At 71.5% G+C, this 26705-nt stretch carries 25 protein-coding genes and 1 riboswitch; of the genes, 12 read left to right on the forward strand and 13 right to left on the reverse strand.

Annotated features, from left to right (window positions below; all coding sequences use genetic code 11):
* The first annotated feature begins 16 nt into the window (after window positions 1–16).
* Together IR155_RS02805 and IR155_RS02810 are read left to right on the forward strand one after the other, a co-directional pair.
* Window positions 17–1009: a PHP domain-containing protein gene (locus tag IR155_RS02805; protein WP_135112947.1), complete on the forward strand. Its 993-nt coding sequence runs from the start codon at window positions 17–19 to the stop codon at window positions 1007–1009.
* Window positions 1006–2223: an MFS transporter gene (locus IR155_RS02810; RefSeq protein ID WP_167760690.1), complete on the forward strand. Its 1218-nt coding sequence runs from the start codon at window positions 1006–1008 to the stop codon at window positions 2221–2223. Before IR155_RS02805 ends, IR155_RS02810 begins: the two co-directional genes overlap by 4 nt.
* A 24-nt stretch (window positions 2224–2247) precedes the next feature.
* Here the strand turns inward: IR155_RS02810 and IR155_RS02815 are convergent, their stop codons facing one another.
* The 5 genes from IR155_RS02815 to IR155_RS02835 all read right to left on the reverse strand — a co-directional run bounded on the left by IR155_RS02815 (window position 2248) and on the right by IR155_RS02835 (window position 9282).
* Complete coding sequence (locus IR155_RS02815) at window positions 2248–3165, reverse strand: 5'-3' exonuclease (RefSeq protein WP_135112951.1); 918 nt, start codon at window positions 3163–3165, stop codon at window positions 2248–2250.
* 23 nt (window positions 3166–3188) lie between these two features.
* The gene (locus tag IR155_RS02820) at window positions 3189–6593 is read right to left on the reverse strand and encodes an error-prone DNA polymerase (RefSeq protein ID WP_135112953.1); all 3405 of its coding nucleotides are present in this window, start codon (window positions 6591–6593) and stop codon (window positions 3189–3191) included.
* 16 nt (window positions 6594–6609) lie between these two features.
* The gene (locus IR155_RS02825) at window positions 6610–8196 is read right to left on the reverse strand and encodes a DNA polymerase Y family protein (protein WP_135112955.1); all 1587 of its coding nucleotides are present in this window, start codon (window positions 8194–8196) and stop codon (window positions 6610–6612) included.
* The gene (locus IR155_RS02830) at window positions 8193–8948 is read right to left on the reverse strand and encodes a hypothetical protein (RefSeq protein WP_194210278.1); all 756 of its coding nucleotides are present in this window, start codon (window positions 8946–8948) and stop codon (window positions 8193–8195) included. Before IR155_RS02830 ends, IR155_RS02825 begins: the two co-directional genes overlap by 4 nt.
* 115 nt (window positions 8949–9063) lie before the next feature.
* Window positions 9064–9282, reverse strand: a complete 219-nt coding sequence (locus IR155_RS02835) for an SCO4848 family membrane protein (protein WP_135112957.1) — start codon at window positions 9280–9282, stop codon at window positions 9064–9066.
* Window positions 9283–9356: 74 nt separating this feature from the next.
* Here IR155_RS02835 and IR155_RS02840 point away from each other — a divergent pair, with 74 nt between their 5' ends.
* Entirely contained in the window at window positions 9357–9710 is a 354-nt protein-coding gene (locus IR155_RS02840) for a helix-turn-helix domain-containing protein (RefSeq protein ID WP_167760691.1), read from the forward strand.
* A 42-nt stretch (window positions 9711–9752) separates the two neighbouring features.
* Here the strand turns inward: IR155_RS02840 and IR155_RS02845 are convergent, their stop codons facing one another.
* From IR155_RS02845 to IR155_RS02860, 4 genes are read right to left on the reverse strand one after another with little or no spacing between them, the layout of a single operon-like run.
* On the reverse strand, window positions 9753–11075 hold the full coding sequence (locus tag IR155_RS02845; protein WP_135112960.1) for an HNH endonuclease signature motif containing protein: 1323 nt from the start codon (window positions 11073–11075) through the stop codon (window positions 9753–9755).
* Window positions 11076–11124: 49 nt separating this feature from the next.
* On the reverse strand, window positions 11125–11430 hold the full coding sequence (locus IR155_RS02850; protein ID WP_135112962.1) for a hypothetical protein: 306 nt from the start codon (window positions 11428–11430) through the stop codon (window positions 11125–11127).
* 39 nt (window positions 11431–11469) lie between these two features.
* The gene (locus tag IR155_RS02855) at window positions 11470–12381 is read right to left on the reverse strand and encodes a hypothetical protein (protein WP_135112964.1); all 912 of its coding nucleotides are present in this window, start codon (window positions 12379–12381) and stop codon (window positions 11470–11472) included.
* A gap of 44 nt (window positions 12382–12425) precedes the next feature.
* Window positions 12426–13118 (reverse strand): phosphocholine cytidylyltransferase family protein, encoded by a 693-nt coding sequence (locus IR155_RS02860; RefSeq protein ID WP_135112966.1) that lies wholly within the window; start codon window positions 13116–13118, stop codon window positions 12426–12428.
* A gap of 187 nt (window positions 13119–13305) precedes the next feature.
* On the opposite strand from IR155_RS02860, the gene IR155_RS02865 reads away from it, so the two are divergent.
* The 3 genes from IR155_RS02865 to IR155_RS02875 are packed head-to-tail and all read left to right on the forward strand — an operon-like array spanning window position 13306 to window position 16771.
* Window positions 13306–14907, forward strand: coding sequence for an ATP-binding cassette domain-containing protein (locus IR155_RS02865; protein WP_233441076.1), 1602 nt, complete (start codon window positions 13306–13308; stop codon window positions 14905–14907).
* 11 nt (window positions 14908–14918) lie between these two features.
* Complete coding sequence (locus tag IR155_RS02870; RefSeq protein WP_228066550.1) at window positions 14919–16454, forward strand: hypothetical protein; 1536 nt, start codon at window positions 14919–14921, stop codon at window positions 16452–16454.
* 50 nt (window positions 16455–16504) lie between these two features.
* Window positions 16505–16771: a DUF3039 domain-containing protein gene (locus tag IR155_RS02875; protein ID WP_135112970.1), complete on the forward strand. Its 267-nt coding sequence runs from the start codon at window positions 16505–16507 to the stop codon at window positions 16769–16771.
* Window positions 16772–16790: 19 nt separating this feature from the next.
* Here IR155_RS02875 and IR155_RS02880 read toward each other — a convergent pair whose 3' ends face one another.
* The gene (locus IR155_RS02880) at window positions 16791–18122 is read right to left on the reverse strand and encodes a nicotinate phosphoribosyltransferase (RefSeq protein ID WP_135112973.1); all 1332 of its coding nucleotides are present in this window, start codon (window positions 18120–18122) and stop codon (window positions 16791–16793) included.
* 102 nt (window positions 18123–18224) lie between these two features.
* Here IR155_RS02880 and murI point away from each other — a divergent pair, with 102 nt between their 5' ends.
* Genes murI through rdgB form a run of 3 tightly spaced genes read left to right on the forward strand, consistent with a single transcriptional unit; the run spans window position 18225 to window position 20422 of the window.
* A complete protein-coding gene (murI, locus tag IR155_RS02885) occupies window positions 18225–19058 on the forward strand; it encodes a glutamate racemase (RefSeq protein WP_135112975.1) in 834 nt (277 codons plus the stop codon).
* 25 nt (window positions 19059–19083) lie between these two features.
* Complete coding sequence (rph, locus tag IR155_RS02890; protein WP_135112977.1) at window positions 19084–19824, forward strand: ribonuclease PH; 741 nt, start codon at window positions 19084–19086, stop codon at window positions 19822–19824.
* A 4-nt stretch (window positions 19825–19828) separates the two neighbouring features.
* Window positions 19829–20422: an RdgB/HAM1 family non-canonical purine NTP pyrophosphatase gene (gene rdgB / locus IR155_RS02895; protein WP_135112979.1), complete on the forward strand. Its 594-nt coding sequence runs from the start codon at window positions 19829–19831 to the stop codon at window positions 20420–20422.
* Window positions 20423–20435: 13 nt separating this feature from the next.
* Here the strand turns inward: rdgB and IR155_RS02900 are convergent, their stop codons facing one another.
* Entirely contained in the window at window positions 20436–21062 is a 627-nt protein-coding gene (locus IR155_RS02900; protein ID WP_135112981.1) for a LysE family transporter, read from the reverse strand.
* Window positions 21063–21125: 63 nt separating this feature from the next.
* A riboswitch (guanidine-III (ykkC-III) riboswitch) is annotated at window positions 21126–21190 on the forward strand.
* 9 nt (window positions 21191–21199) lie between these two features.
* Between IR155_RS02900 and IR155_RS02905 the strand changes: the two genes are divergently transcribed.
* Both IR155_RS02905 and IR155_RS02910 read left to right on the forward strand, forming a co-directional pair.
* Complete coding sequence (locus IR155_RS02905) at window positions 21200–21526, forward strand: DMT family transporter (protein WP_135112983.1); 327 nt, start codon at window positions 21200–21202, stop codon at window positions 21524–21526.
* 77 nt (window positions 21527–21603) lie between these two features.
* A complete protein-coding gene (locus IR155_RS02910; protein WP_135112986.1) occupies window positions 21604–22515 on the forward strand; it encodes a cation diffusion facilitator family transporter in 912 nt (303 codons plus the stop codon).
* Here the strand turns inward: IR155_RS02910 and IR155_RS02915 are convergent.
* Window positions 22512–24947, reverse strand: a complete 2436-nt coding sequence (locus IR155_RS02915) for an ATP-dependent DNA ligase (RefSeq protein WP_135112988.1) — start codon at window positions 24945–24947, stop codon at window positions 22512–22514. The genes IR155_RS02910 and IR155_RS02915 overlap by 4 nt on opposite strands.
* A gap of 78 nt (window positions 24948–25025) precedes the next feature.
* Here IR155_RS02915 and ku point away from each other — a divergent pair, with 78 nt between their 5' ends.
* Window positions 25026–25910, forward strand: a complete 885-nt coding sequence (gene ku / locus IR155_RS02920; RefSeq protein ID WP_135112990.1) for a non-homologous end joining protein Ku — start codon at window positions 25026–25028, stop codon at window positions 25908–25910.
* A 23-nt stretch (window positions 25911–25933) separates the two neighbouring features.
* Here ku and IR155_RS02925 read toward each other — a convergent pair whose 3' ends face one another.
* Entirely contained in the window at window positions 25934–26680 is a 747-nt protein-coding gene (locus IR155_RS02925) for a DedA family protein (protein WP_135112992.1), read from the reverse strand.
* Window positions 26681–26705 lie beyond the last annotated feature (25 nt).

Genomic DNA, 26705 nt, shown 5'->3' on the forward strand with positions numbered 1-26705 from the left:
GGAAGGCGGTTCGGGCATGGATCCGATCGAGGCGCTGAACGAGATCGCGTTCCTGCTCGAGCGGGAGCGTGCGTCGAAGTTCAAGGCCAAGGCCTTTCGCACGGCGGCGGCGACGGTCGCCGGTCTCGACGAGGCGACGCGGAAGGATCCGGATCGCCTGCGTCGCGCGAAGGGGATCGGCGCCTCGACGTTCGCCGTGATCGAGCAGGCCCTCGCCGGCGACGTGCCCGACTATCTCCGCGATCTGCGTGAACGCCTCGGCGATGTGCGCCGGTCCGAGCTGCGGGGTCAGCTGCGCGGCGACCTCCACTCCCACAGCGAGTGGTCCGACGGCACCACCCCCATCGACCAGATGGTGGCCGCCGCTCGCGGACTCGGGCACGAGTACCTCGCGCTGACGGATCACTCGCCCCGGCTGAAGGTCGCTCGCGGGCTCTCGCCCGAGCGCCTGCGCGCCCAGCTCGAGGTGGTGGCCGGGTTCCGGGACGAGGGGTTCACGCTGCTCAGCGGCATCGAGGTCGACATCCTGGGCGACGGCGGACTCGACCAGGAGCCCGAGCTGCTGGACGAGCTCGACATCGTGGTCGCCTCGGCGCATTCCGAGCTGCGGATGGAGGCGGCCTCGATGACGCGGCGCCTCGTCGCGGCCGTGTCGAACCCGCGCGTGACCGTCCTCGGGCACGTCACGGGCCGGCTGGTGACCGGGTCGCGCGGCACACGCCCGCCGTCCGAGTTCGATGCGCGGGCCGTGTTCGAGGCGTGCGCCGAGCACGGCGTCGCCGTCGAGATCAACTCGCGTCCCGAGCGCGAGGATCCGCCGGACGAGCTGATCCTGCTCGCGATGGAGATCGGATGTCTCTTCTCCATCGACAGCGACGCCCACGCGCCGGGGCAGCTGTCGCTCTTGGATCACGGAGCCGAGCGCGCCGAGCGGCTCGGCGTGCCGGCGGAGCGCATCATCACCACCTGGCCGCTCGGGAGGCTTCAGGCCTGGGCGTGGGGCGCGTGACGTCCGCGCGGAGGGTCTTCCCGTGGCTGGTGATCGCCGGGGTGCTGGTCGCCGCGCTCAGTCTGCGCGGACCCATCCTGGCGGTCACGCCCGTGCTGCGCGACATCGCGGGCGACTACACCTTGGACGGCGCGACGGCGTCGCTGCTGACGACCTTCCCCGTGCTCATGTTCGCAGCGCTGACGCCGGTGGCGGCGCTGGTCATCCGTCGTGCCGGGGCCGAGATCGCGCTGATGGCATGCCTGGTCGCGGTGGCGGTGGGCACGCTGATCCGCGCTCTGCCCGGCTTCGGCTGGATGCTCGTGGGGATGGCGGTCATCGGCGCCGGCATCACGATCGGCAACGTCGTCATCCCGGTGATCATCGGTCGCGATGTGCCCGCGGCGCAGGTCTCAGGCGTGACAGCCGCGTACGCCGCGGCGCTGAATGTCGGCTCGCTTGTCACCACGCTGGCCACCGCGTCCATCGCCCAGGCCACCGGATGGCGACTCGCGCTGCTGCTGTGGATCGCGCTGACGGTGCTGGGCATCCTGCTGTGGGCGCTTCACCTGTGGCGCGACCGGCTGCCGGGCGTGCGCTGGGACGAGCAGGTGCTCGGCGAGACGCCGCTGACGACCGCGACCGTGCCGGTCGTCGCCCCTCATTCCCGCCGCGTCCTGCACCAGCCGGTGGTCTGGCTGCTGCTGGCGGCCTTCGGCTGCCAGTCGGCGGCGTATTACGGCATGTCCACCTGGTTGCCGGCGATGCTCGGCGACCTGATCGGCGCCGATGCGGCGGTGGCGGGCGCCCTCGCCTCGCTGTTCCAGGGCGTCGCGATCCTCGGCCCCTTCGTCGTCCCCGTGCTCGCGCGACGGCTGCCGCTGGCGGTGCCGGCAGCTCTGATCGTGGTGTGCTGGCTGGGGTTCGCGGGCGGGATGCTGCTCGCCCCGCACCTGTTCGTGCTGTGGGTCGTGCTCGGAGGCATCGCCCACTCGGGCGGGTTCGTCGTGATCTTCACGGTGATGGTCGCCGTCTCCAGGACGAGCGCGGAGACCGCGACGATGTCGGCCGTGGTGCAGGGCGGGGCTTACGTCGTCGGTGCCGCGAGCGCGCCCGTGATCGGCGCGCTGCACGACGCGACGGGGACGTGGGATCTTCCGCAGACCGTCATCGTGGCGCTCACCGTGGGCTTCGGTGCGTGCCTGCTCACCGCGGTGGCGCGCGTGCGTCGCTGAAGCTGCAGGCGGTCGCGTCGCGGATCAGGCGAGCGCGGCGAGGACGCGGTCCATCGAGGTGCCGAGGCTCCAGCGCCCGGCGAACTCGGTGGCCCGGGCGATCGCGGCCTCGTCCGGACGGGGGAGCGTCGCGTCGAACTCGCCCAGGTCGAGGTCGGAGGCGACGGCGACCACCTTGGGTGCCACGTCGAGATAGTCGGATGCCGCCGCGAACTTCGCGCGCACGGCGGCCGACATCCCCTCGCCCCGCTCCACGGCCGCGCGGATGCCGGCGAGGTCGCCGTGCGCGGCGAGCAGCGTCGCGGCGGTCTTCTCGCCCACGCCCTTGACGCCGGGAAGGCCGTCCGAGGTGTCGCCGCGCAGCGTCGCGAAGTCGGCGTACTGCGCGGCGTGGACGCCGTACTTGGCGAAGACGACCTCGTCGGTGATGGTCTCGAGGTTGCTCATGCCGCGAGCGGTATAGATCACCCGGATGTCGCGCGCGTCGTCGATCAGCTGGAACAGATCGCGGTCGCCCGTGACGATGTCGACAGGCTGCGTGGCGCGCGTGGCGAGCGTGCCGATCACGTCGTCTGCCTCGTGCTGCGCGGCGCCCACGGTGGCGATGCCGAGCGTCGCGAGCGCCTCGCGGATGATCGGCACCTGCACCTCGAGGGGATCCGGGACCTCCTCGACATCCGGGCCGCCCGCGACGACCTCGACCACCCGATGCGACTTGTACGAGGGGATGAGGTCGACCCGCCACTGCGGGCGCCAGTCGTCGTCCCAGCAGGCGACGATGTGCGACGGCTCGTAGGTGGTGACGAGCTTCGCGATGATGTCGAGCAGCCCGCGCACCGCGTTCACGGGCGTGCCGTCGGCGGATCGCACGGTGTCGGGCACGCCGTAGAAGGCCCGGAAGTAGAGGCTGGCGGTGTCGAGCAGCATCAGGCGCGAGGTCACGAGGTTCAGTGTCCCAGATCGGGTCAGTGGAAGTCGCGGGCGGCGTGTTTGACGCCGACGCGGAGGTCCTCGAAGGCATCGGCGACGATGTTGGTGACGCCCTCGGGGGAACGCTCGAGGATGCCGCGGGCGATGAGCGCGGGGCTGTCGCGCACAACGCGGCGGTAGCGGTTCCAGACGCCGACCGAGCAGATGACGTTCACCAGGCCGTGCTCGTCCTCGAGGTTGAGGAAGGTCACGCCCGAGGCGGTCGCCGGTCGCTGGCGGTGGGTGACGAGGCCCGCGACCTCGATGCGGCGGCCCGTCTCATGCGAGCGCAGGAGCGCGGACGGCAGCACGCCGCGGGCGTCGAGCGCCTCGCGGAAATGGGTGAGCGGATGATCCGTGGTCGAGACGCCGGTCGCCCACAGGTCGGCGGCGAGCTGCTCGTAGCTGGTCGGATCGGCGAACAGCGGGGGCTGCACTCCCTCCGCGCCGAGTGGGGTCACGGTATGGGGCAGGAACTCGGGGCGATCCTGGGCGGCGGATCCGGCAAGCCAGATCGCCTCGCGCCGCGACAGGCCGAGGCACTCGAACGCGCCGGCGGTCGCGAGGGCCTCGAGGTGCTTCTGCGTGATGCCCGTGCGCCGCACAAGCTCGTGAAGGTCACGGTACGGGCCGCCCCGCGTGCGCTCGGCGACGATCCGCTCGGCGGTGTCCGCGCCGATCCCGGTCACCGCGGCGAGCCCCAGCCGCACGGCGAACGCGCCGTCGCGGCGGTGGGCGGCCGACTCGTCGGGCGCCTCCCGGTCGAACTCGCCCGGTGCCGGGTGCACCCGCACCAGGCATTCGTCGCGACCCGTGACGCCCGCGGATCTGTCCACCATGGGTTCGAGCACCTCGGTCGCGTCCGAGCGGTTGAGGTCGGGCCGGCGCACCTCGACGCCGTGGCGCCGGGCGTCGGCGGTGAGCGAGGCGGGGGAGTAGAACCCCATGGGCTGCGCGCGCAGGAGTCCGGCGAGGAACGCGGCGGGATAGTGCAGCTTGATCCACGACGACGCGTAGACGAGCAGCGCGAACGACAGCGAGTGCGACTCGGCGAAGCCGAAGTTCGCAAAGGCCTGGATGCGTGCGTAGATGCCGTCGGCGAGGTCGCCTGTGATGCCGTTGCGCGCCATCCCGGCGTAGAGCTTCTCGCGCAGCTTGTCGATCTTCTCCTTGCCGCGCTTGGACCCCATCGCGCGGCGCAGCAGATCGGCGTCCTCGCCCGAGCACTCGCCGACGGCCATCGCCATCTGCATCAGCTGCTCCTGGAACACCGGGATGCCCAGCGTCCGCGCGAGCACCGGCTCGAGCTTCGGGTGGTCGTACGTCACCTTCTCGGCGCCCATCTTGCGGCGCACGAACGGGTGAACGGCACCGCCCTGGATGGGCCCCGGCCGGATCAGCGCGATCTGGATCACCAGGTCGTAGAACCTGCGGGGCTGAAGCCTCGGCAGCAGCCCCATCTGCGCACGCGATTCGACCTGGAACACCCCGATCGAATCGGCCCGGCACAGCATGTCGTAGACCGCGGCCTCCTCCTTCGGCAGCGTCGCCAGCGTCCACTCCTCACCCGTGGAGTCGCGGATCAGGTCGAAGCAGTGCTGCAGTGCGGCGAGCATGCCGAGCCCCAGCAGGTCGAACTTGACCAGGCCCATCCAGGCGGCGTCGTCCTTGTCCCACTGGATCACCGTGCGGCCCGGCATGCGGGCGTGCTCGATCGGCACCACCTCGCCGACCGGGCGCTCGGTGAGCACCATGCCGCCCGAGTGGATACCAAGGTGCCGCGGCGCCTTCAGCAGCTCGGAGGCGTACGCGATCACCTGATCCGGGATGTCGTGATCCGGCCCCGTCTCGAGGCCGGCGCCCCAGCCCTCCACCTGCTTCGACCAGGCATCCTGCTGGCCCGGGGAGAACCCGAGCGCGCGGGCCATGTCGCGCACCGCGTTCTTCGGCCGGTACTGGATGACGTTCGCGACCTGGGCGGCGTTCTCGCGCCCGTAGCGCTCGTAGACCCACTGGATGATCTCCTCGCGCCGGTCGGAGTCGAAGTCGACGTCGATGTCGGGCTCCTCGTCGCGCATCGTCGACAGGAACCGCTCGAACGGCAGGGCGTACGCGATCGCGTCGACCGCGGTGATGCCGAGCAGGTAGCAGACGGCGCTGTTCGCGGCCGATCCGCGTCCCTGGCAGAGGATGCCGCGGCGCCGTGCCTCGGCGACGATGTCGTGCACGATGAGGAAGTAGCCGGGGAAGTCCTTCTGCTCGATGACCGCGAGCTCCTTCTCGATGCGGGCACGGTCGTCGTCGCCGAGGTCGGGATACAGGCGCGGGACGGCGTCCCACACGAGCTTCCGCAGCCAGGACATGGGGGTGTGGCCGTCGGGGACCTCCTGCTTCGGCAGTGCGGGCTTCATGCGGCGCAGCGGGAAGGCGAGCTCGTCGGCGAGCTCCACGGTGCGGGAGACGGCGTCGGGGTAGCGGGCGAACCGGGCCGCCATCTCGGCACCGGAGCGCAGATGCGCCGAGCCGTGCGACGGCAGCCATCCGTCGAGGTCGGCCATGCTGCGGGTCGCGCGCACCGCGGCGACGGCCGACGCCAGACGCGCCTTCTCGGGGGAGGAGTAGTGCGCGTTGTTCGTGGCGATCACCGGCAGCCCGCGCTCGGCGGCGAGGGCTGCGAGCACGTCGTTGCGGCGCGAGTCGAGCGGATCGCCGTGGTCGGTCAGCTCGACCTGCACGTTCCCGTGGCCGAACAGATCGACAAGGCGATCGAGGGGAGCGGCCGGATCCTCGCCCCGGGCGAGGGCCTGACGCACCATGCCCTTCCGGCATCCGGTCAGGATCGCCCAGTGGCCGTCTGACTGCTGGGCGAGCTCGTCGAGGTCGTAGAACGGGCGGCCCTTCTCGGCCCCACGCAGCTGCCCGTGGGTGAGCGCACGGGCAAGGCGGCGGTAGCCCTCCTCGCCGCGGGCGAGCACCAGGAGATGCTCGCCCTCCGGATCGGCGACGCCGTTCTGCGGGGACGGCAGCCCCAGTGACAGCTCGGCGCCGAACACGGTCTTCACCGCGGTCTCCTCCGCCGCCTCGGCGAAGCGCACAAGGCCGTAGAAGCCGTCGTGGTCGGTCAGGGCGAGGGCGTGCAGGCCGAGGCGCTCGGCCTCCTCGACGAGCTCCTCGGGGGAGGACGCCCCGTCGAGGAACGAGAACGACGAGTGGGCGTGCAGCTCGGCATAGGGGACGGCATCCTCGGGGCGCCGGATGGGCGGCGCCTCGTAGGCACCCCGCTTCCGGCTCCACGCGGGACTGTCGCCGCCCTCCGCCCCGGCGGGCCGGGCCTCGGGACGACGTCCGCTGAGCGCGCGTTCGAGCTCGGACCACGAGATCGGGGGATTCTGCCAGCCCATCAGCCGGCCCGCCCGTTCACGTGTACCGCCCTTCGATCCACCAGCGCTCGTCCTCGAGCACGAGCAGCCAGGCCGTCTGATCCGTGTCGACCATCTGGAACCGGTGGGCGCGCCGCGCCCTCGCCGGATCCCACTGCCGCTCGATCACGGGCCACGGGCCGGCCCACGCGGCGACCTGGCGCCCGTCGAGGAGGGCGGGGGGAGCCGACATCCCGCCGCGCTCGTCCACCGCGACGGGGGAGCCGTCGGATGCCGCGACCGCGGCGGGCCGGAGGGGGCGGTAGACCTCGCTCGGCAGCGGCTGGGGAAGGCTGCCCGGCCACGGCAGATCGCGGGGGTGGGCGGGACGTTCGGCATCACCCCAGGGCACGCGCCGTTCGCGTTCGCCGAGCCAGCGGCCGCCCGCGAGCAGCGGGGTGACGACCCCGCGGTGGCCGAGCATCGCCTGCACGCGCGACATCGCGTGGTGCAGCCGCTCGTCCGGACCCTGCCCGAGCAGGGCGGGCTGATGGTGCGCGGTGTCATCGACGGCTTCCGGCTCGATGCGGACGAGGGTGACGCCCCCGTTCTCGCCGCCGAACGCGCCGGACTCGCCCTCGAGTGTCGCCTGCAGCTGCCAGCGCACGCGGTCGACGAGCGCGGAGGCGTCGAAGCAGGTGGGATGCAGCCACACCCGCTCGCTGCGACCGCCGCGGTCATCGAGCAGGGTGATCCGCACCTCGGTGCACACCAGTCCGGCGTCGTCGAGCCCGGTGATGACGTCGTCGGCGGTGGTGCGCACGGCGAACGCCACCTGCTCGGCGAGCTCGAGCGGGGATTCGAACTCAACCTCGCGCGCGAGCTCGGGCGGCGGGACCCGCGGCACCACGGGACGCGAATCGGATCCGCCGGCGAGCGCATGAAGGCGGGCACCGTGGTCGCCGAGACGGTCGCGCACCGCGGCGATGTCGAGCGCGGCGAACTCGCCGAGGGTCTGCACTCCCAGGCGGGCGAGCAGCGCGACGAGATCGTCGTCGTTCAGCGCCGCGATCGTGAGGGGAGACAGGAATGCCGCGGATGCACCCCTGGGTACGATCCGGATGGACGCCGGGCTCATCAGGCGCGCCGCCTGCTCGGCCGTGAACAGGCCGTCGGCCACGCCCGCCCGCGCGTCGGGGATGCCGCAGGCAGCCAGCTCGTCGAGCAGGGCGCTCGCCGCCTGCTCCTCGCCGCCGTAGAAGCGTGCAGGGCCGCGGGCGCGGATCGCGCACAGCCCGGGGCGCAGCGGCTGCACGCCGGGGGCGAGCTGCTCGAGCCGGGTCAGGACGGGGCTGAACGCGCGCTCGTCCCGTGCCGGATCGGCGGGCACGAGCCGCAGCCGGGGACAGGCGCCCTGGGCGTCGCGGCGGCGCTGTCCGCGGCGCACGCCTTCGCGGCGCGCGGAGGCCGAGCAGGCGACGACCCGGTTGGCGTGCATGATCGCGATCGGCGCATCGTCCGGATCCGCCGCCGCGGCGGCCACGCCGTCGACGGGACGCGCCGCGGCGCGCGCCTCGCTGCGCAGGAGCGCCGTGACCGGCCAGTCGGGAAGCCAGAGGACGATGACGCGGGTGGGGGAGGTCATCCCGCCACCGCCTCGAGCCGGCCCACGGATCGCCACGTCGGCTGCTGGGCGGCGCCGCCGACGACCGCCGCGGGAGCCCCGAGCGGCCCGGGAAGCTGCACGCGGACGGACCGCGGTACGGGGAAGCGCCGTCCGGTGGCGGTGACCGTCACCTCGCGCGCGGCGAGGAGCCCGTGCCCCTGGCCGAGCCCTGTCCACGCGGGATCGCGCAGGCGCAGCGCCGCCTCTGCCTGGGGCCAGGCCCCCTGCACGAGCAGCACCCCGCCGCGGTCGCGCAGCTTGGCGCCGATGCGCGCGGTGTCGGCGTCGCGGGCGGCGCGAGGAGGGCGGACGGCGACCACGGGGAAGACCTCGGCCACCGCGGAGGTGACCGCGAGCCAGCGGTCGCCAGGGTCGGGCACCAACGCGAAGCGGTCGAGGTCGACGCCGTAGCCTTCGGCCGCCTCGGCGGCCAGCTCGGGCATGCCGATCGCGGCGCACCAGGAGCCGGCGCGGGACGGCGCCGCCATCAGGGCCAGCAGCAGGCTGGTGGAGGTGTCGAGGCTGTAGACCGAGCCGGGACGGAGGCCGCCCTCGGGGAACAGCGGAGCGAGCGCGGCGTGCACCGGCATCGCGTCGACCTGCGCGCTGCGGCGCTGCATGCGGGTGATCTGGGCCCGCAGGCGCTGCACCTCTGCAAGCGCCGGGGACGCCTGCGCGTCAGCCGGTGCTGACGTGGCTCCCCATCGGGAGACGGTCTCGTGAAGTGCCATCCCCATCCCTCAAGAATAGAACCGATGTTCGAAGAAGTCGACCTTACTTCGAACCCTAGTTCGTACATCCGACATCCGGATCCGGATGAGCGGCGCGAGGGTGGGGTCGCGCGGATCAGCCCTGGATCAGGGCGGCGATGCCCGCGATCGCCGATCCGAGGGCGAGGAGCAGAGCGACGCCGATCAGCACGGCGTGCACCGTCAGGAATCGCGTCGGGCGGCCGGCGTCGTCGCGAGCGCGCGGGTCGCGCGAGACGCGTCGATAGAACGTGGGCCAGACGAGCGCGTTGAAGGCGGCGTTGCCGAGCAGGAGCGCGGCCAGGAGGGAGGTCATCCATCGAGCCTATGGCGGAGATGTGGGGAGAGGTGCCCACCTGGTCATAGTGAAATATCGCCACCATGAGACGCATGACTGAACCGACCCCTACGGCGCGTCTGGTCGATCCCCATTCCACGGCGGCCGCGAAGGTGGGCGAGCGCATCGCCGCGCTGCGGCGACGCGCCCGCCTGAGCCGCCCCACTCTCGCCGACTGCGCCGACCTCGACGTGCGTCATCTCCAGCGCATCGAGCGAGGCCACGGAAATCCCACGCTGCTGAGCCTCATGCAGATCGCGGTCGCCCTCGAGGTGCCGCTGGCGCACCTTGTCGAAGACCTCGAGCCGGAGGACATGCCCGGCACCCGCCGCCCCTACGGGCACAGCACGCGCGACATGCAGACCCGCCGCCGCTACTACGCCGGCAACGGGGCGCTCGACTACTGATCGGCAGGATGACCTACTGATCGGCAGGATGAGCGACGCCGGCTAGAAGTCGGGCGGGTCACCGTCCCATGGTGGCGGATCGACGTCGTCAGAGGGGATGAAGCGGACGACCGGCGCGGGGACGTCCTGCATGGTGCGCCCCGTGGGGCTGCACCAGGTGATCGTGCCGTCGGCACCGTGGTGGGCGGTCCAGTTTCCGTAGTGCTTGAGCAGGTGATGCGCCCGGCAGAGGGCTGCGAGGTTGGTCACGGCGGTCGGGCCGCCCGCGGAGTGCGCGACCGTGTGGTCGAGGTCGCAGCGCATCACGGGCCGGCGGCATCCGGGGAACCGGCAGTGCTCGTCGCGTGCGCGAAGGAAGCGCTTCTGCGCCGCCGTGGGCACGTACGAGTCGACGGTGCGCAGGCAGCCGGTGTCGGGATCGGTGAACAGCCGAGACCACAGCGTCGCACCGCCGGCAAGGCGACGGGCCGTGTCGGGGTCGATGGGGCCGTGCCCGGCGAGGAACGCCGCGTCGTCGCCGATGCCGGTGAGCGTGGCGGCGGGGATCGTGATCTGCACCGTCGCGTGGATCGCGGCCAGGGCGTTGCCCCCGGACTCGTCGGCGACGTGCGCGGACGGGATGCCCGTCAGCATCACGTCGGCGACGACATCCGCCCGGATCTGGTCGAGGGTGCGCTCGTCCTCGGATGCGCCATCCGCGCGATTGGCCCGGTGGATGGTGATCGCGAGGCTCGTCGCGCGGTTCTGCATCGCCCGCGCTTCGGTCGCGCCGGTGAGCAGGCAGAACACGCCCATGCCGTCCTCGCGCGCCTCCACCCACGACTTCCGTCGGGCGAAGGCGACCTCGTGGCGCTCGGCGATCGTCGTCGGGTCGCACTCCTCCGCGACGGCCTTCGCGATCGCCCGCAGGCGGCCGGGGGACTGTCCCGCCGCGCGCTCCAGGACGAGCTGTTCGTACCGGCCGCGCGCGTCCGGGTCGGTCAGCCGCAGCCCCTCCTCCGTCACGGCCGTCGCGTGCCCGCGGGAGAGGCGCCCGTCGACGAGCGCCGTGAACGTGGCGGGGAACTGCTCGATGAGCACCGCGGCGTCGTCCATCCGTCCTCGGATCGTCCGATCGGACGCGTTGGTGGCGACCGCGATGTCGGCCGCGATCGCCCGCACCGGCAGGATCCATCCCGACGGAGCGCCCATCTCGGCGAGGATCTCCAGGCCATTGTCCTGTGCCGCCTTCAGCAGCATCGCCTTCGCCGCCTCGGCGTTCGCGATGACGCGCTCGGCCGAGGCGAGCCCATCGACGATTGTCGAGAGGACCTCGCGGCGCGCGGGATCGAGATCCCACCGCTCGGCGAAGGAGGTCCTGGTCATGCCTTCATGGTCTCACCAACCTCGGACATTCATTCGAATGTCGTCCGGCTCACACGACGAAGGACCACGCCCACTCGCGCTCGTCGTCGGGCAGGAACCAGGCGACGGTCACGGTGGCGTCGTCCAGTTCGCAACCGCACAGACACAGCTCGCGCGACTCGCCGGGCTGAAGGCGGCCCCAGGTCTCGACGTCCGGGGGCTCGCGGCCATCGGCGACGTAGAGGCGCACGTACTGGGCCGCCTGCGCCCCCTCGTTCGTCAGCAGGGGATGGGCAGGGTCGTCGCGATCCACGTGCCAGGGCACGCGGTGCGCGTCGGGGGCAGGGGATTCGGTGGGATCGATCGCTCGCAGCATGCCGTGGACGCTACGAGCAGCCCGCGACGCCGCAGGGCGTCAGGAGCCGTCGGGCGTGCGATCCGTGGACGACTCGACCGACTTCGGCCCTGTGGACGAGCGATGGGGGATCACCCGGCCTACGACACCGCTCACCGCCGACCCGACCTTCTTCACCCCGCGGATGGCGCTGTGCCCCAGTCGCTCGGCGCCCGGGAGGGGCTCGAGCTCGCCGGGGAGTACCGACGGCGCAGCGCCGAACGCCTTGCGCGAGGCGACCACGACCCGCCGGCCGAGGATGTGGTTGCCCGCACCGCCGATCGCGGCACCCACGCCGAAGGGCAGCGCCTTGCCGAGCAGCGACGCTCCGCCCGTGGCGGCGAAGCGGTGGATGAACGACTTCTTCAGGCGGTCGAGCAGCGGCCCGACCGTGGCGCGCGGCAGCGACTTGGTGACCAGCTCGCCCCAGTAGGCGGACCGGCTGCCGCTGCCGGAGGCCTGGCTGGCGAGCTGCCGCACGAGGTTCACTCCCTCATCGCCCATCATGAGCGTGAGGACGAGGGCGCGGGCCCGGTCGGGTGACTCGATCGTGATGCCATGCACCTCGGCGAGGGACTGTGCATACAGCGCGGTCGCCTCGAGGAAGCCCACCGTCTCGGCTCCCGACAGGCCGAGCGTCACGGCCGTGCCGAAGCCGGGCACGACGGCGGTCGCGCCCACCGCCGCGCCGCCCGTCGTGACGGCGGCGAGGTAGCGGTTCTCGAGGATGCGCACGATCTGATCCGGCGTCGCATCCGGATGGCGCAGCCGGACGGATCGGATGTGCGCGACGACCGCGGGCCGCTGGACCTGGATGACGCGGTCGAGCACGCGGACGAGGAACGGATGGTCCTCATGCCCGACGGGCGGCAGACCGCCCTTCCAGGGCGCGTCGGCAGGAAGCGAGTGGATCTTGTGGACCTTGGCGGACACGCGCGAGATCCTCAGCGATGAAAGCGAACGGCGCCTGAACGCCGTCAGACGTACTCGTTGGCGTGGACGAGATCCTCGGCCGTGTCGATCTCGACCGCGTAGAGGTCGGAGATGTCCATCGGCAGCAGATTCACGCCGTCGTGCTGGATGGCGAGCTCGAGTCCGCGCTCGAAGTAGTCCTGGTCGTCGACTCGCGCGAGGTGCCGCATGAACGCGGGCTTGTCGGCGCGGGAGATGTAGTTGATTCCCACGGCCTCGCCGATGCCGCCCACGACGGTCTTGGAGAGCTCGGCGATGTGGCCGGCCTCGTCGATCGTGTACTTGACCTCTTCGTCGCTCACCTTGGCGGTGTTGACCGTGACGAACGACACATCCTGCTCGATGAACGAGATCGCGCGTCCCAGGACGCGGGGATCGAAGACCACGTCTCCGTTCATCCAGAGCACGCCCTTCTTGCCCGTCGCCTGGAGGGCGCGCAGGAGGCTCTTGGACGTGTTGGTCTGGTCGTAGCGCTCGTTGTGCACGTACGTGGCGTCGGGGAAGGCGTCGATGATGGTCTCGGCGCGGTAGCCGACCACCGTCGTGACGCGGGCCTCGGGTCCGAAGGCGGCACGGATGTTGTCGCGCTGCTGCTGCATGATGGAGCGGCCGTCGTTGAGCTCCGTGAGCGGCTTCGGAAGCGCGCGACCGAGCCGCGAGCCCATGCCCGCGGCGAGAATGACGATTCGGAAAGACATCTGTTGCGCCCCCTGAAGTGCTCTGTTCGCGATCGGTTCACCGACCGGTCACCTCGATGTGCTGTCCCATGGTAGTCACAGTGGCCTGGGAAGCGGCAGAGATGGCCTCTGATCGGCGTTTCTGTGCACCACGTCACGGAACGGGCACATCCGGGCAGGTGTCGGTGGCGGTTGCTACGGTGAAGCCGTGACCACTTCGCCATTGGATGACGACGCCGGCACGACTTCGAGCGGAGGTGCCGCGCCCGCTCCCGGCGAGGCCGTGCAGCGCCCTGGCTCGGCGGGGTCCCCGGCGAAGCGTCCCGCGATCAGGCGCCCGGCGAAGCGTCCCACGGCCAAGACTGCGGCCGAGCGCGACACCGGCGAGAGCTCCACCACGCCGTCCGCAGCCGCACCGCGCAAGCCCGCGGCGAAGCGACCGGTGCAGGGCGGGAAGCCCAAGCCCCGTTCCGGCACGAAGACGTCGGCGGCGCGGAATGCGGCCGGCAGGTCGGCGGTCGCCCAGCCTCCCGCAGAGGCCGACGCACCCTCCGATCAGGATGTGCCCACCTCGGTCGTCCCGGTGGTGGACGTCGTGGAGCGACCTGCGGATCCCGTGACGGAACCGGATGCGCCCGCCGCCGCGCCCGAGACGGCCGCCGCGGAGACGACCACGACGGAAGAGGCCCCTGTCGAGGTCGAGGACGCCACCGTTGCCGTGGCGGAGATAGGTGCGCCCGAGACCCCGGCGGTCCAGCCCGAGACGCCGGCAGAGAACGAGCCCGAGACGCAGGCAGAGAACGAGCCCGAGACGCAGGCAGAGAACGAGCCCGAGACGCCGGCAGAGAACGAGCCCGAGGCGCCGGCAGAGGACGCTCCGGAGGCACCCGCCGATGCTGCGCCCGAGGCGCCCGTCCAGGTTGAGTCCAAGGTGCCCGCGGAGGTTGAGCCCGAGGCGCCGGCGGCGGAGCCTGAGACCGCAGTCCTTCCCGCGACAGGCCCCGCGACCGACCCCGCCGCAGCCCCGGCCGCCGAGGCCCGGCCGGAGGTGCCGCCCGCCCTCGTGCTGCGCGGCGTCTCGCGCTCCTACGGCGGGACGACCGCCGTCGCCGGCATCGACCTGACGGTCCCCGCCGGATCGTTCTACGGTCTCGTCGGTCCCAACGGTGCCGGCAAGACGACGACGATGTCGATGATCGCAGGGCTGCTGCGTCCGGATCGGGGTGAGATCTCCGTCGCGGGGGTCGATCTGGCGAAGGATCCGCGTGCGGCAAAGGCGCTGATGGGCGTGCTTCCCGACCGGCTGCGCACGTTCGACCGTCTCACCGGGCGGCAGCTCCTCTACTACTTCGGCGTGCTGCGCGGGCTGAAGCCCGACGTCGTCGAGAGCCGCACGGCCGATCTCGCGCGCGCGTTCGACCTCACGGATGCCCTCGGCCGCGTTGTGTCCGACTACTCGGCGGGGATGACGAAGAAGATCATGCTCGCGGCCGCCATGATCCACTCGCCGCGCCTGCTCGTCCTCGACGAGCCGTTCGAAGCGGTCGATCCGGTGTCGTCGGCGAACATCCTGGAGATCCTGAGCACGTACGTTTCGCGTGGCGGCACGGTGCTGCTCTCGAGCCACGGCATGGATCTGATCGAGCGCGTCTGCACGCGGGTCGCGGTCATCGTCGCGGGGCAGCTGCTCGCCGAGGGGACGGTCGAGGAGGTGCGCGGCGAGCTCACGCTCGAGCAGCGCTTCGTCGAGCTCTCGGGCGAGGTCAGCAGCATGGAGGGCCTCGAGTGGCTGCACACGTTCTCCGACTGAGGCTCGCCCTGATGGTCGGCGCCCTGCGAGGGCCGGCCACCCGTGTCGCCTACCGGGCGGCGGGGCTGCTCATCCTGGTCGCGGTCGTCATCGCGGTCGCCATCGGGGTCCTGTCCCTCGTCGACGCCTCGACCCCCGTCGCGTTCGCACTGCTCGTGCTCGCCGGATCGGCGATCGCCCTGTCGTTCGCGGCCGGCCCCATCGTCGCCGCGGCGACCGATCCGCTCGATCCGCGCCGCTTCGCCGTACTCGGGATGGATCCGCGCCCGCTCGCCTGGCTGCTGGCAGGTGCGGGGTTCGTGAGCGTCCCGGTGCTCGCGGTGGCGGTGTTCGACGTGTGCGCGGCCGTCGTCTGGACGGCGCATGGAGTCCCCGGCATCGTCAGCGCGCTGATGGCGATCCTGCACGTCGCGACCTGCGTTCTGCTCGCTCGGCTGAGCATGGCCGTCGGCGCCGCCGTGCTGCGCACGCGCCGCACGCGCGAGCTCTCGGGCCTGTTCGTGCTCGGGGTCATCGTCGTGCTCGTGCCGGTCATCGTGTTCCTGTCGTCGCTGGAGTGGGAGGGGCGGGTGCCGAGCGCGCTCGCCACCGCGGCGGACGTGCTCGCCGTGACCCCGATCGGCGCCGCGGCGGCGCTGCCCGGGACGATCGCGATGGGCAACGCGGGAGCCGCATGGCTGGCGGCCCTGGTGGCGCTCGCCACGCTCGGGCTCGCGGCGGCGGCCTGGCTGTTCGCCGTCGAGCGGGCGCTGACGACGATCGAGAATCCCGCGGCCGCGAGCGGGCGGGGCGGGCTCGGCTGGTTCGCTGTCATGCCCGGCACTCCCGCGGGCGTGATCGCCGCGCGCGGCCTCGTGTACTGGCTGCGCGACAGCCGCTACATCGTGAACTTCGCCATCATCCCGCTCGCCGGTCTCCTGCCGACCGTGCCGCTGCTTATCGCGGGTGTGCCCGAACCCGTCGTCGCGCTTGTGCCCGTGCCGATCATGGCGCTGTTCTTCGGATGGCTGCCGCACAACGACGTCGCCTACGACTCGAGCGCCGTGTGGATGCACATCGCCAGCGGCATCCGCGGCGTATCCGACCGGATCGGCCGCCTCGTCCCCGTGCTCGTGATCGCCATCCCGGTGCTGGCGATCGCGCTGTCACTGAGCGCCGCGTTCTACGGCCGATGGGCGGTGCTGCCCGCGATGATCGGCGTCGCGGCGAGCCTGTTCCTGACGGGCCTGGGCCTGTCCAGCGTCGCGTCGGTGCTCGCTCCCTACGCCGTCTCGCGCCCCGGTGACAGTCCTTTCCAGCAGCCGCAGCGGGCCGACTCGACCGGCGTCGCCGCGCAGGCGCTCGTGATGCTCGGCACGATCGTGCTGAGCGCCCCGACGCTGTGGCTCGGCTGGCTCACCGTCACCGATGATGTCGCGCATGCCGGCGCGGCGATGTGGACGGGGCTCGGCGTCGGGGTCGGCGTGCTGCTCGTCGGCGTGCTGCTCGGGTCGTGGATGTTCGAGCGCCGCGGCGAGCGGATCATGGCATTCGCGAGCACCACCTGACGCCCGCGGACGATGCTCGAGGGGGTCTCTGCGGCGTAGACTCGGGCCTCATGAGCACTCCTCTCGATACCCCCGGCGACGGCGGAACGGCCCTCCTCGACCGCGAGCTCGAGAAGCTCCTCGAAGAGGAGAACATCGAGCCGGGTGACCACGAGCGCTTCTCGCACTACGTGAAGAAGGAGAAGATCCTCGAGTCGGCGATCACCGGCAAGCCCGTCCGCGCGCTGTGCGGCAAGAAGTGGACGCCGGGCCGCGACCCGGAGAAGTTCCCGGTGTGCCCGACGTGCAAGGAGATCTACGAGTCGCTGAACTCGTGACCCGCGTCGGGCGCGGCCGTCAGCTCTCGTCCGCGTCGACGTAGACCGTCGGGATCGCCGGATCCGAGCGGCTGAGCGCGAGTGCGCGGATCGGCAGCTCCTCGCGCACGCGCAGGTGGTGCTCCCGTGCCGCCTCGACCCCGGCCGGGCCCTCGTACTCCGCGACCGGCTCGCCCTCGACGACGAGGGCCACCTGCAGGGGGCGCGCATCCGGGTACTCCGAGGGCTGCGCGAGCGGCTCGAAGCCGTCGGCGACCTCGACGAGCTCCTGCGTGGCGACCCCGTTCTCCAGTGTGCGGAACGCGGTCTTGCGCCCGCCCTGCGATCCCTTGCCCTCAGCGGTCTTCGACACCGAGACCCAGCCGCCGTCCGCGCCCTGACGCGCGACGAGCTTGTAGACCATGCCCGCGGTCGGATACCCGGATCCGGTCACGACGGACGTGCCGACGCCGTAGGCATCGACGGGCGAGGCCGCCAACGCGGCGATCGCGTACTCGTCGAGGTCGCTGGTGACGGTGATCCGCGTCTGCGTCGCGCCGAGCTCGTCGAGCTGCGCGCGGACCGACGCGGCAACCGTCGGCAGGTCGCCCGAGTCGAGGCGCACGCCGCCGAGGCCCGTGCCCGCGACGCGGACGGCCGTCTCGACGCCCTTCGCGATGTCGTAGGTGTCCACCAGCAGCGTCGTGTCGGTGCCGAGCGCCTCGACCTGGGCGCGGAAGGCGTCCTCCTCGCTGTCGTGAAGCAGCGTCCACGAGTGCGCGGCGGTGCCCATCGTCGGGATGCCCCACTGGCGGCCCGCCTCGAGGTTGCTCGTCGCGCCGAAGCCGGCGATGTACGCCATGCGCGCGGCGGCGACGGCGGAGGACTCGCCCGCACGACGCGATCCCATCTCCGCCAGGGGACGATCGCCCGCGGCGATACTCATCCGCGAGGCGGCGGTCGCGACGGCCGAGTCGTGGTTGAGCACGCTCAGCGCGAGGGTCTCGAGGATGACCGCGTCGGCGAAGCTTCCCTCGACCGTCAGGATCGGAGATCCCGGGAAGTACAGCTCGCCCTCGCGGTAGCCGGAGATGGACCCCGTGAACCGGTAGTTCTCGAGGTAGGCGACGGCCTCGGGGCTGACCACCTTCCCGTCGCGCAGGAAGCGCAGCTCGTCGTCGCCGAAGCGGAAGTCGCGCAGCAGCGCGAGCAGGCGTCCCGTGCCGCCGACGACGCCGAACCGGCGACCGCCGGAGAGTCGTCGAGCGAACAGCTCGAACACGCAGTGCCGCTGGGCGGTGCCGTCGCGCAGGGCGGCGTCGAGCATGGTGAGCTCGTAGCGGTCGGTCAACAGGGCCGAGGAGGCGCTCATAGGGAAAACCCTAGCCATGGATGCGCAGGTCGCGGACGACGCGGCCGACGAGCGAGCGCGGCGCGGCTTCCGGTGCGCGCGCCGCGGGTACGCTGGGACATCATGAACGACGCGCCGATCGGGATCTTCGACTCCGGCGTCGGCGGGCTCACCGTCGCCCGGGCGATCGGCGATCAGCTGCCGCGCGAGTCGATGATCTACATCGGCGACACCGCCCACTCGCCGTATGGCCCGAAGCCCATCGCCGACGTCCGGCGGTACTCGCTGGAGATCCTCGACACGCTCGTCGACCAGGGCGTGAAGATGCTCGTCATCGCCTGCAACACCGCGTCGGCGGCGATGCTGCGCGACGCGCGCGAGCGGTACTCGGTGCCGGTGGTCGAGGTCATCGGCCCCGCCGTCCGCACGGCGATGTCGACCACGCGAAACGGCCGGATCGGCGTGATCGGCACGGTGGGGACGATCGGATCCGGCGCGTATCAGGACATGCTCGAGGTGAACCCCGGCATCCAGGTCTCCACGGCCGCCTGCCCGCGCTTCGTCGAGTTCGTCGAGGCGGGCGACACCGACTCGCCCGAGGTGCTCGCCGCCGCCGAGGAGTACCTCGCGCCGCTGCGTCATGCCGGGGTCGACACCCTCGTGCTCGGCTGCACGCACTACCCGTTCCTCAAGGGCGCGATCAGCTACGTGATGGGCCCGGATGTCTCGCTCGTCTCGAGCGACTCGGAGACCGCGAAGGACGTCTACCGCCAGCTCGTGAGCCGCGACCTGCTGGCGGGCCCGGACGCGACGCCGCGTCACGAGTACGAGGCGACGGGAGCGGCCACCGCCGACTTCATCGCCCTCGCGAACCGCCTGCTCGGCCGAGAGGTGCGCGATGTGCGCCTCGTCCGCACCGGCGCCATCGACCTCCCCGCGCTCGACGCGCGATCCTGATCCCTTCCATCCGCAAGGAGAAGCAATGACCACTCGCGCCGACGGCCGCACGCCCGACCAGCTCCGCCCCATCACGATCGAGCGCGGCTGGAGCAGCCAGGCAGAGGGCTCGGCGCTCATCAGCTTCGGCGGCACGAAGGTGCTGTGCACGGCGTCGTTCACGAACGGTGTGCCGCGCTGGCTGACGGGCAAGGGCAAGGGCTGGATCACCGCCGAGTACGCGATGCTTCCGCGTGCGACGAACGACCGCAACGACCGCGAGAGCGTGAAGGGGCGGATCGGCGGGCGCACGCACGAGATCTCGCGCCTGATCGGCCGCGCGCTGCGCGCCGTCGTCGACACCAAGGCGCTCGGCGAGAACACCATCGTGATCGACTGCGACGTCCTGCAGGCGGATGGCGGCACGCGAACCGCGGCGATCACCGGCGCCTACGTCGCCCTCGCCGACGCGATCGAGTGGGGCCGCGAGAAGAAGTTCATCGGCCAGAAGGCCCAGGTGCTGCGCGACTCGGTGGCCGCCGTGTCGGTCGGCATCATCGACGGCGTGCCGATGCTCGACCTTCCGTACGTCGAGGACGTGCGCGCGCAGACCGACATGAACGTCGTCGTCACCGGAAGCGGGAAGTTCGTCGAGGTGCAGGGCACCGCCGAGGGCGCGCCGTTCGACAAGGCCGAGCTCGACGCACTGCTGGAGCTCGCCGTCGCCGGCGCGGCCGAGCTGCGCGTTCACCAGCAGGCCGCGCTCGACGAGCCCGCGGGGGCCTGAGCCGATGGCGCAGATCGTCCTCGCCACGCACAACGCCCACAAGGTGGCCGAGTTCCAGGGGATCGTCGCCCGCGTCCGCCCGGATCTCGAGGTCGTGTCCTACGACGGCCCAGAGCCGGTCGAGGACGGCACGACCTTCGCCGAGAATGCGCTGATCAAGGCGCGGGCCGCGGCGGCGCACACGGGTCTTCCTGCGCTCGCCGACGACTCCGGCATCTGCGTGGACGTCCTCGGCGGATCGCCCGGCGTGTTCTCGGCCTACTGGGCGGGACACGCGAAGGACGATCGCGCCAACCTGGCGCTGCTGCTCGACCAGCTCTCCGACGTCGCCGATCCCCATCGGGGCGCCCACTACAACTCGACGATCGCGCTGGTGACGCCTGCCGGTGCGGAGCACACGGTGGAGGGGCTCTGGCCCGGCCGCCTCGCGGATGCGCCGCGCGGCGAGGCGGGATTCGGGTACGACCCGATCTTCATCCCCGCCGACCAGGACGGTCCCGAGCGCACGGTCGCCGAGCTGACCGCGGACGAGAAGAACGCGATCTCGCACCGCGCCCGCGCCTTCGTGGCGCTCGAGCCGCTGCTCGCGCAGCTGTAGGCGGCCCGTCGGATCAGTGAACGGCGGCGAGCAGCACGCCCACGCCGACGAAGAGCGAGCCGAAGATGCGGCCGAGGATCTTCTGCCCCGACGGAGTGCGGGTGAGGCGGGCGAGGCCGCGCGCGGCGATGGCGAAGACGAACCACATCACCGCGATGTCGATCGCCACCACCGTCGCCGACAGCACCGTGTACTGCGGGATCAGCGGCTGATCGGGTCGGATGAACTGCGGCACGAAGGCGAGGAAGAAGACGATCGCCTTCGGGTTCGTCAGGTTCACGAGCAGCCCGCGCCGGAACATCGACCAGGCGCTCTCGCGCACGAGGATCGCGGATCCGTCCTCCGTCGCGTCCTGCGGGCGCGCGAGGAACTGCCGCACCCCGAGGTAGATCAGATACGCGGCGCCGGCATAGCGGATGACCTCGAACAGGATCGGCGAGCTCGCCACGAGCACGCCCACGCCTGCAGCGACGATCACGATGTGCACCACCAGGGCGACCTGCTGGCCGAGGATGCCCCACAGGGAGCGCCGCCACCCGGACGCGATCGCATTCGACATCGTGTTCACCGCGCCCGCGCCGGGCGTCAGGGAGATGAGTGCTCCGGCGCCCACGAGGGCCAGCCAGAGCGAGAGCGTCATGCTCTGGATTCTACGGCCGGGGTGTGCACCGACCCTGCACAGGCACGCGTGCGAGCATTGACATCAGAGCCCGTCAAGAGGCTCCCGGACGATGGTCAAGTACCCGGCGCGCGACAAGACTTGCCAGGAGTCGTGCCATGTCGTGGATCGTCCTCATCCTGTCCGGTGTCCTCGAGGCCGTCTGGGCCACCGCCCTCGGCAAGTCGGAGGGCTCCACGAAGCCCGCACCGACGGCCGTCTTCGCCGTCGGCATCGTCGCGAGCATGCTCGGACTCGCGTTCGCGATGCGGGACATCCCGATCGGCACCGCGTACGCCGTGTGGGTCGGCGTCGGCGCGGCGCTCACCGTCGGCTACGCGATGATCACCGGTGGCGAGTCGGTCTCATGGCTGAAGATCCTGCTGATCCTGGGCCTCGTCGGCTGCGTCGTGGGCCTGAAGCTCGTGAGCGACGGCGAGCACTGACGCGAGTGAGAATCGGACTCATTCCCGAGTAGGCGAAAGCCGTCGGACCTGGGGTTTGCCGCGCGTAGCCTGGGACCATGCATGTCCACGCGCACGAGAAGCAGGGCGGCGACGACCGTCGCCTGCTCGGCATCGCGCTGGGCATCACCCTCTCCGTCGTGGGGCTGCAGGTGGTCGGCGGGCTCGTCGCCGGGTCCCTCGCGCTGCTGGCCGACGCGGCGCACATGCTCACCGATGCGACCGCCCTCGGTGTCGCGCTGATCGCGCAGTCGATCGCCCGCCGCCCCGCCGACGACCGGCGGACCTTCGGGTATCGGCGCTTCGAGGTGTTCGGCGCGATGATCAACGCGGTGCTCGCGATCGCACTGAGCGGCGGCATCGCGGTGGCGGCGGTCGGGCGACTCTTCTTCGCCGCGCCGAGCGAGGTGCACGGCGGCACGATGATCGTGTTCGCCGTCATCGGCCTCGCCGCGAACGTGCTCACGCTGTGGCTGCTGGCGCGCGCCCAGCGCCGCAGCATCAACGTGCGCGGCGCCTACCTCGAGGTGCTCGGCGACGCGATCGGCTCGGCCGTCGTGATCCTCGCCGCCGTCGTGGTCCTCGCGACGGGCTGGGACCGTGCGGATGCCGCCGCGTCCCTGCTGATCGCGGCGTTCATCCTGCCGCGCGCATGGGTGCTGATGCGCGAGGGCCTCGCGGTGCTCACAGAGTCGGCACCGCAGGGGATGAGCGTCGCGGAGATCCGGGATCACCTCCGCGCGGCCCCCGGCGTCGTCGATGTCCACGACGTCCACGTGTGGCAGCTCACGCGCGGCGCGCCGGTGTTCAGCGCGCACGTGGTGGTCGACAAGGACGTGCTGGACCGCGGCGGGTCCGCGGCGCTGCTGACCTCGCTGCAGGGGTGCCTGGCGGATCACTTCGACGTCGCGCACTCCACCTTCCAGCTCGAGGCCGTCGGCCACGAGGACCGCGACGAGGCGCACCGCTAGGACTCGAGCACCACGTCCTGAGCCGCCTTGTCGGGGCGAAGGCCCCGCCAGCGCGGGTGGCGCATGCTGCCGCCGGGCGTCCACTCCGTGAACTCCACCTCGCCCACGAGCTCGGGCCGCACCCAGAGCACGTCCCGGGCGTCGAGCGGGGGAACGCCGTGCAGGGGAGACTCCGTCACGCGCAGCGGCTCCAGCTGATCCCACAGCCGGCCGAGCGCCCGCTCGCTGAACCCCGTGCCCACGCGGCCGACGTAACGCAGGCCGTCGTCGTCCGGGATCCCGAGCAGGAGCGAGCCGATGGATCCGGATCGTCCCCCCTTGCCGGGGCGGATTCCCGCGATCACCGCCTCCTGCGTCCGCGTGATCTTCAGCTTCAGCCAGCGGTCCGACCTGCCGGGGCGGTAGCGGGCATCCGGGTCCTTCGCCATCACCCCCTCGAGGTCGTGCTCGCGCGCGATGTCGAGGGCCAGGTCGATGTCGGGGAACACCGGCGGGACGTCGATCGCCGCCCCCGCGTCGGCCGCGATCCGCTCAAGCACATCGCGGCGCTCCGACAGCGGGCGGCCGGTCAGGTCCTCGCCGTCGGCGGCGAGCACGTCGAAGAGGTACAGGCGGGCGGGGGTGCGCCGCGTCTCGGCGGTGATCTCGGCGGACTTCGTCAGGTGCATCCGGTTCTGCAGCAGCGAGAAGCTGGGCCGCCCGCGCTCGTCCAGGGCGACGATCTCGCCGTCGACGACCGCCTCCGACGCAGCGAAGAACGCAGCGCCCGGAGCGGCGAACTCGGGATAGCGGTCGGTGATGTCCGTGCCGCTCCGGGCGAACAGGCGCAGCCGACCGTCCGACCAGACGCCCAGCGCCCGCACGCCATCCCATTTCATCTCGGCCCAGGATCCGGCGCCCATCGCGCGCGCGAGCCCCGGGGTGCCGTTGCTCGCGAGCATGGGGGACGGGGGCCTCGCCGGGGCTGCGGGCTTGGGCGGATTCGGGGGTTTCGACTCGGTCGCTTCGCTCCCTCGCTCAAGCGGCGAGGAGGGGCGGCTCTCCGGCTCGGCGGTCGTCTCGGCGTGCTGATCCTTCATCCGGTGAAGCAGCCATTGCGACTTCTCGCCGTCGCCGCTCGTGCGGATGAGCGCGAGGCGCACGCCGCCGGCGAGCGGGCCCGCGCCGTGGAGGGTGAAGATCACCTCGTCCGCCCGCCACTTCTCGAGCGCGTAGGTGCCCGACTCCCAGATGTCCATGTGGCCCGCGCCGTACTCGCCCTTCGGGATGTCCCCCTCGAACGTCGCGTAGGCGAGCGGGTGGTCCTCGGTCTGCACCGCGAGGTGGTTCTTCCCGGTCGTCTCGGGGATTCCCTTGGGCACCGCCCAGCTGGCGAGCACCCCGTCGCGCTCGAGCCGCAGGTCGTAGTGAAGCCGACGCGCCTCGTGCCGCTGGATGACGAAGCGCGGCTCGCCGCCGACCGTCGGCTCGATGGGCCCGCCCATCGGCTCGGGCGTCTTCGCCGCGTCGCGCTTGGCGACGTACGGGGCGAGCGCGGCATCCGGATCCGGCGCGTCGATCGGCGCGAGCGGGTCGCCGATGCGCTCCATCCGCTCCAGCACCTCGTGGAACAGCAGGTGCCGCAGGCCCGGATCGTCGAGCTCGTCCCACGTGCGGGGCGCGGCCACCCACGGCTGCGCGCGCCCTCGCAGCGAGTACGGCGCGATCGTCGTCTTCTTGCCGTTGTTCTGGCTCCAGTCGACGAGCACCCGGCCCGGGCGCACCGCCTTGCTCATCGAGCTCACGACGAGCTCAGGATGGTCGGCCTCGAGCGCCTGCGCGAGTGCCTTCGCGACCGCCGACACCTGCGCGCTCGTCTGCGACCCGGGCAGCCGCGCGTAGAGGTGGATGCCCTTGCTGCCGCTCGTGACCGGCAGGGGATCGAGCCCCATGTCGGTCAGGATGGCGCGCGCCTCGCGGGCGACCTCCGCGCACTCCGGCAGGCCGACCCCGGGCCCCGGATCCAGATCCAGGACGAGCCGGTCGGGCAGGCCCGGGGAGCCGTCCGGTGCGAAGCGCCACTGCGGCACGTGCAGCTCGAGACTCGCGACCTGCGCGAGGTAGGCGAGTGTGGCGACGTCGTCGACCAGCGGATAGGCCTTCGACCCGGTCGAGTGCTCGATCGGCTGACGAGGGATCCAGTCGGGCGCGCCGCGCTCGAGGTCCTTGGCGAAGAACGACGGGAGGGGCTCGTCGGCCGTGCCCACGCCCTCGACCCAGCGCTTGCGCGTCACCGGGCGGCCCGCGACGTGGGGGAGCAGCACGGGCGCGATGCGGGTGAGGTAGTCGATCACCTCGTCCTTGGTCGTCCCGGTCTCGGGATAGAGCACCTTCTCGAGGTTCGTCACGCGCAGGCGACGGCCGCCGATCCGCACGATCTGCTCGCCTGCCATGGCCTGAGCTTATTTCGCCGGTCGGCCCCGAAATCAAGCCCCTGGCAGTGACGGGTGTGACAGGTGTTCACTGGGACCATGAGATCGATCTGGAAGGGCGCGCTGACGTTCGGCCTCGTGAACGTCCCCGTGAAGGTCTACGCGGCCACCGAGGACCACGACGTCAGCCTGCACCAGGTGCACAACGCCGACGGCGGACGCATCCGCTACCAGCGTCGCTGCGAGGTGTGCGGAGAGATCGTGGCGTACTCGGACATCGATCGCGCCTACGACGACGGCGACCGCACCGTCGTGCTCACCGACGAGGATCTGAAGTCGCTGCCGTCCGAGCGCAGCCGCGAGATCGACGTCGTGGAGTTCGTGCCGAGCGAGCAGGTCGATCCGATCACCTACGACAAGTCGTACTTCCTGGAGCCCGATTCGGCGTCGCCGAAGGCGTACGTGCTGCTGCGCCGCACGCTCGAGCAGACGGATCGCACGGCCATCGTGCGGTTCTCGCTGCGCCAGAAGACGCGCCTGGCGGCCCTGCGCGTGCGCGGCGACGTGCTGATGCTGCAGACCCTGCTGTGGGCGGATGAGGTGCGGGCGGCCGAGTTCCCGTCGCTGAACGAGTCGGTCAGGATCTCCGCGAAGGAGCTGGAGCTGTCGGCGAGCCTCGTCGAGAGCTTCTCGAGCGACTTCGATCCGGATGAGTTCGTCGACGAGTACCAGAAGGAGCTCAAGACGCTGATCGCGGCGAAGCTCGAGAAGGGCGACGCCATCGACACCGACGCCACCTTCGGCGAGCAGGAGGAGGAGGGCGGCGAGGTCATCGACCTCATGGCCGCGCTGCGTGCGAGCGTCGAGCGCTCGCGTGCCTCTCGGGACAAGGGGGACGCGGGCAAGGACGCCGAGGACGACGCCGAGCCCGAGGAGAAGGCCGAGAAGCCCAAGCGGAAGCGGTCGACGAAGAAGGCCTCGTGAGGCTCAGCCCGCCCTGACCGCGGTCAGAGCTTGATGTCGGGCTTGCCGTCGCCGTCGATGTCGGCGCCGCGCTCGAACACCTCGGGCTCGAGGACGAGCTCCTCCACCGGGATGGGGGCGGGCTCGCGGCGGGCCTTGCGACGCTCGGCGAAGTAGTGCCAGAGCGTGACGAGCGCCGTGCCGCCGACCGCAGCCAGCAGGATGAGGTCGATGTACTCGGTGACGAAGTGGCTCACCCACGGGATGAACGCGATCAGGTAGCCCACCATCGTGAGGCCGAAGCCCCACAGCACGGCGCCGATCAGGTTGTAGAGCGAATAGCGCTTCCACGGCATATGACCCACGCCGGCCGCGACGGGCGCGAAGGTGCGCACGATCGGGACGAATCGGGCGAGCACGATCGTGATGCCGCCGAATCGTTCGAAGAAGGCATTTGTGCGTTCGACGTTCTTCGTGCTGAACAGCCCCGATTCCTTGCGTTCGAAGACGGCCGGCCCGCCCTTATGGCCGATCAGATAGCCGGCCTCTCCGCCGATGAACGCGGCGAGGGCGATCAGCCCGCTGGCGATCCAGATGTTCACGCCGAACACGTTGTGCGTGTTCGTCAGCAGCCCCGAGATGATCAGCAGCGTGTCGCCCGGCAGCAGGAATCCGACGAGCAGGCCGGTCTCCGAGAACACGATGAGGCAGACGACGAGCAGGGCCCACGGGCCGGCCGCGTCGATGATGGCCTGGGGATCCAGCCAGGGAATGAGAGCGAGGGGACGCAACGGTCATCCTGTCGTTGATTACTGC

Source organism: Microbacterium paludicola (assembly GCF_015235415.1).
GTDB lineage: Bacteria > Actinomycetota > Actinomycetes > Actinomycetales > Microbacteriaceae > Microbacterium > Microbacterium paludicola.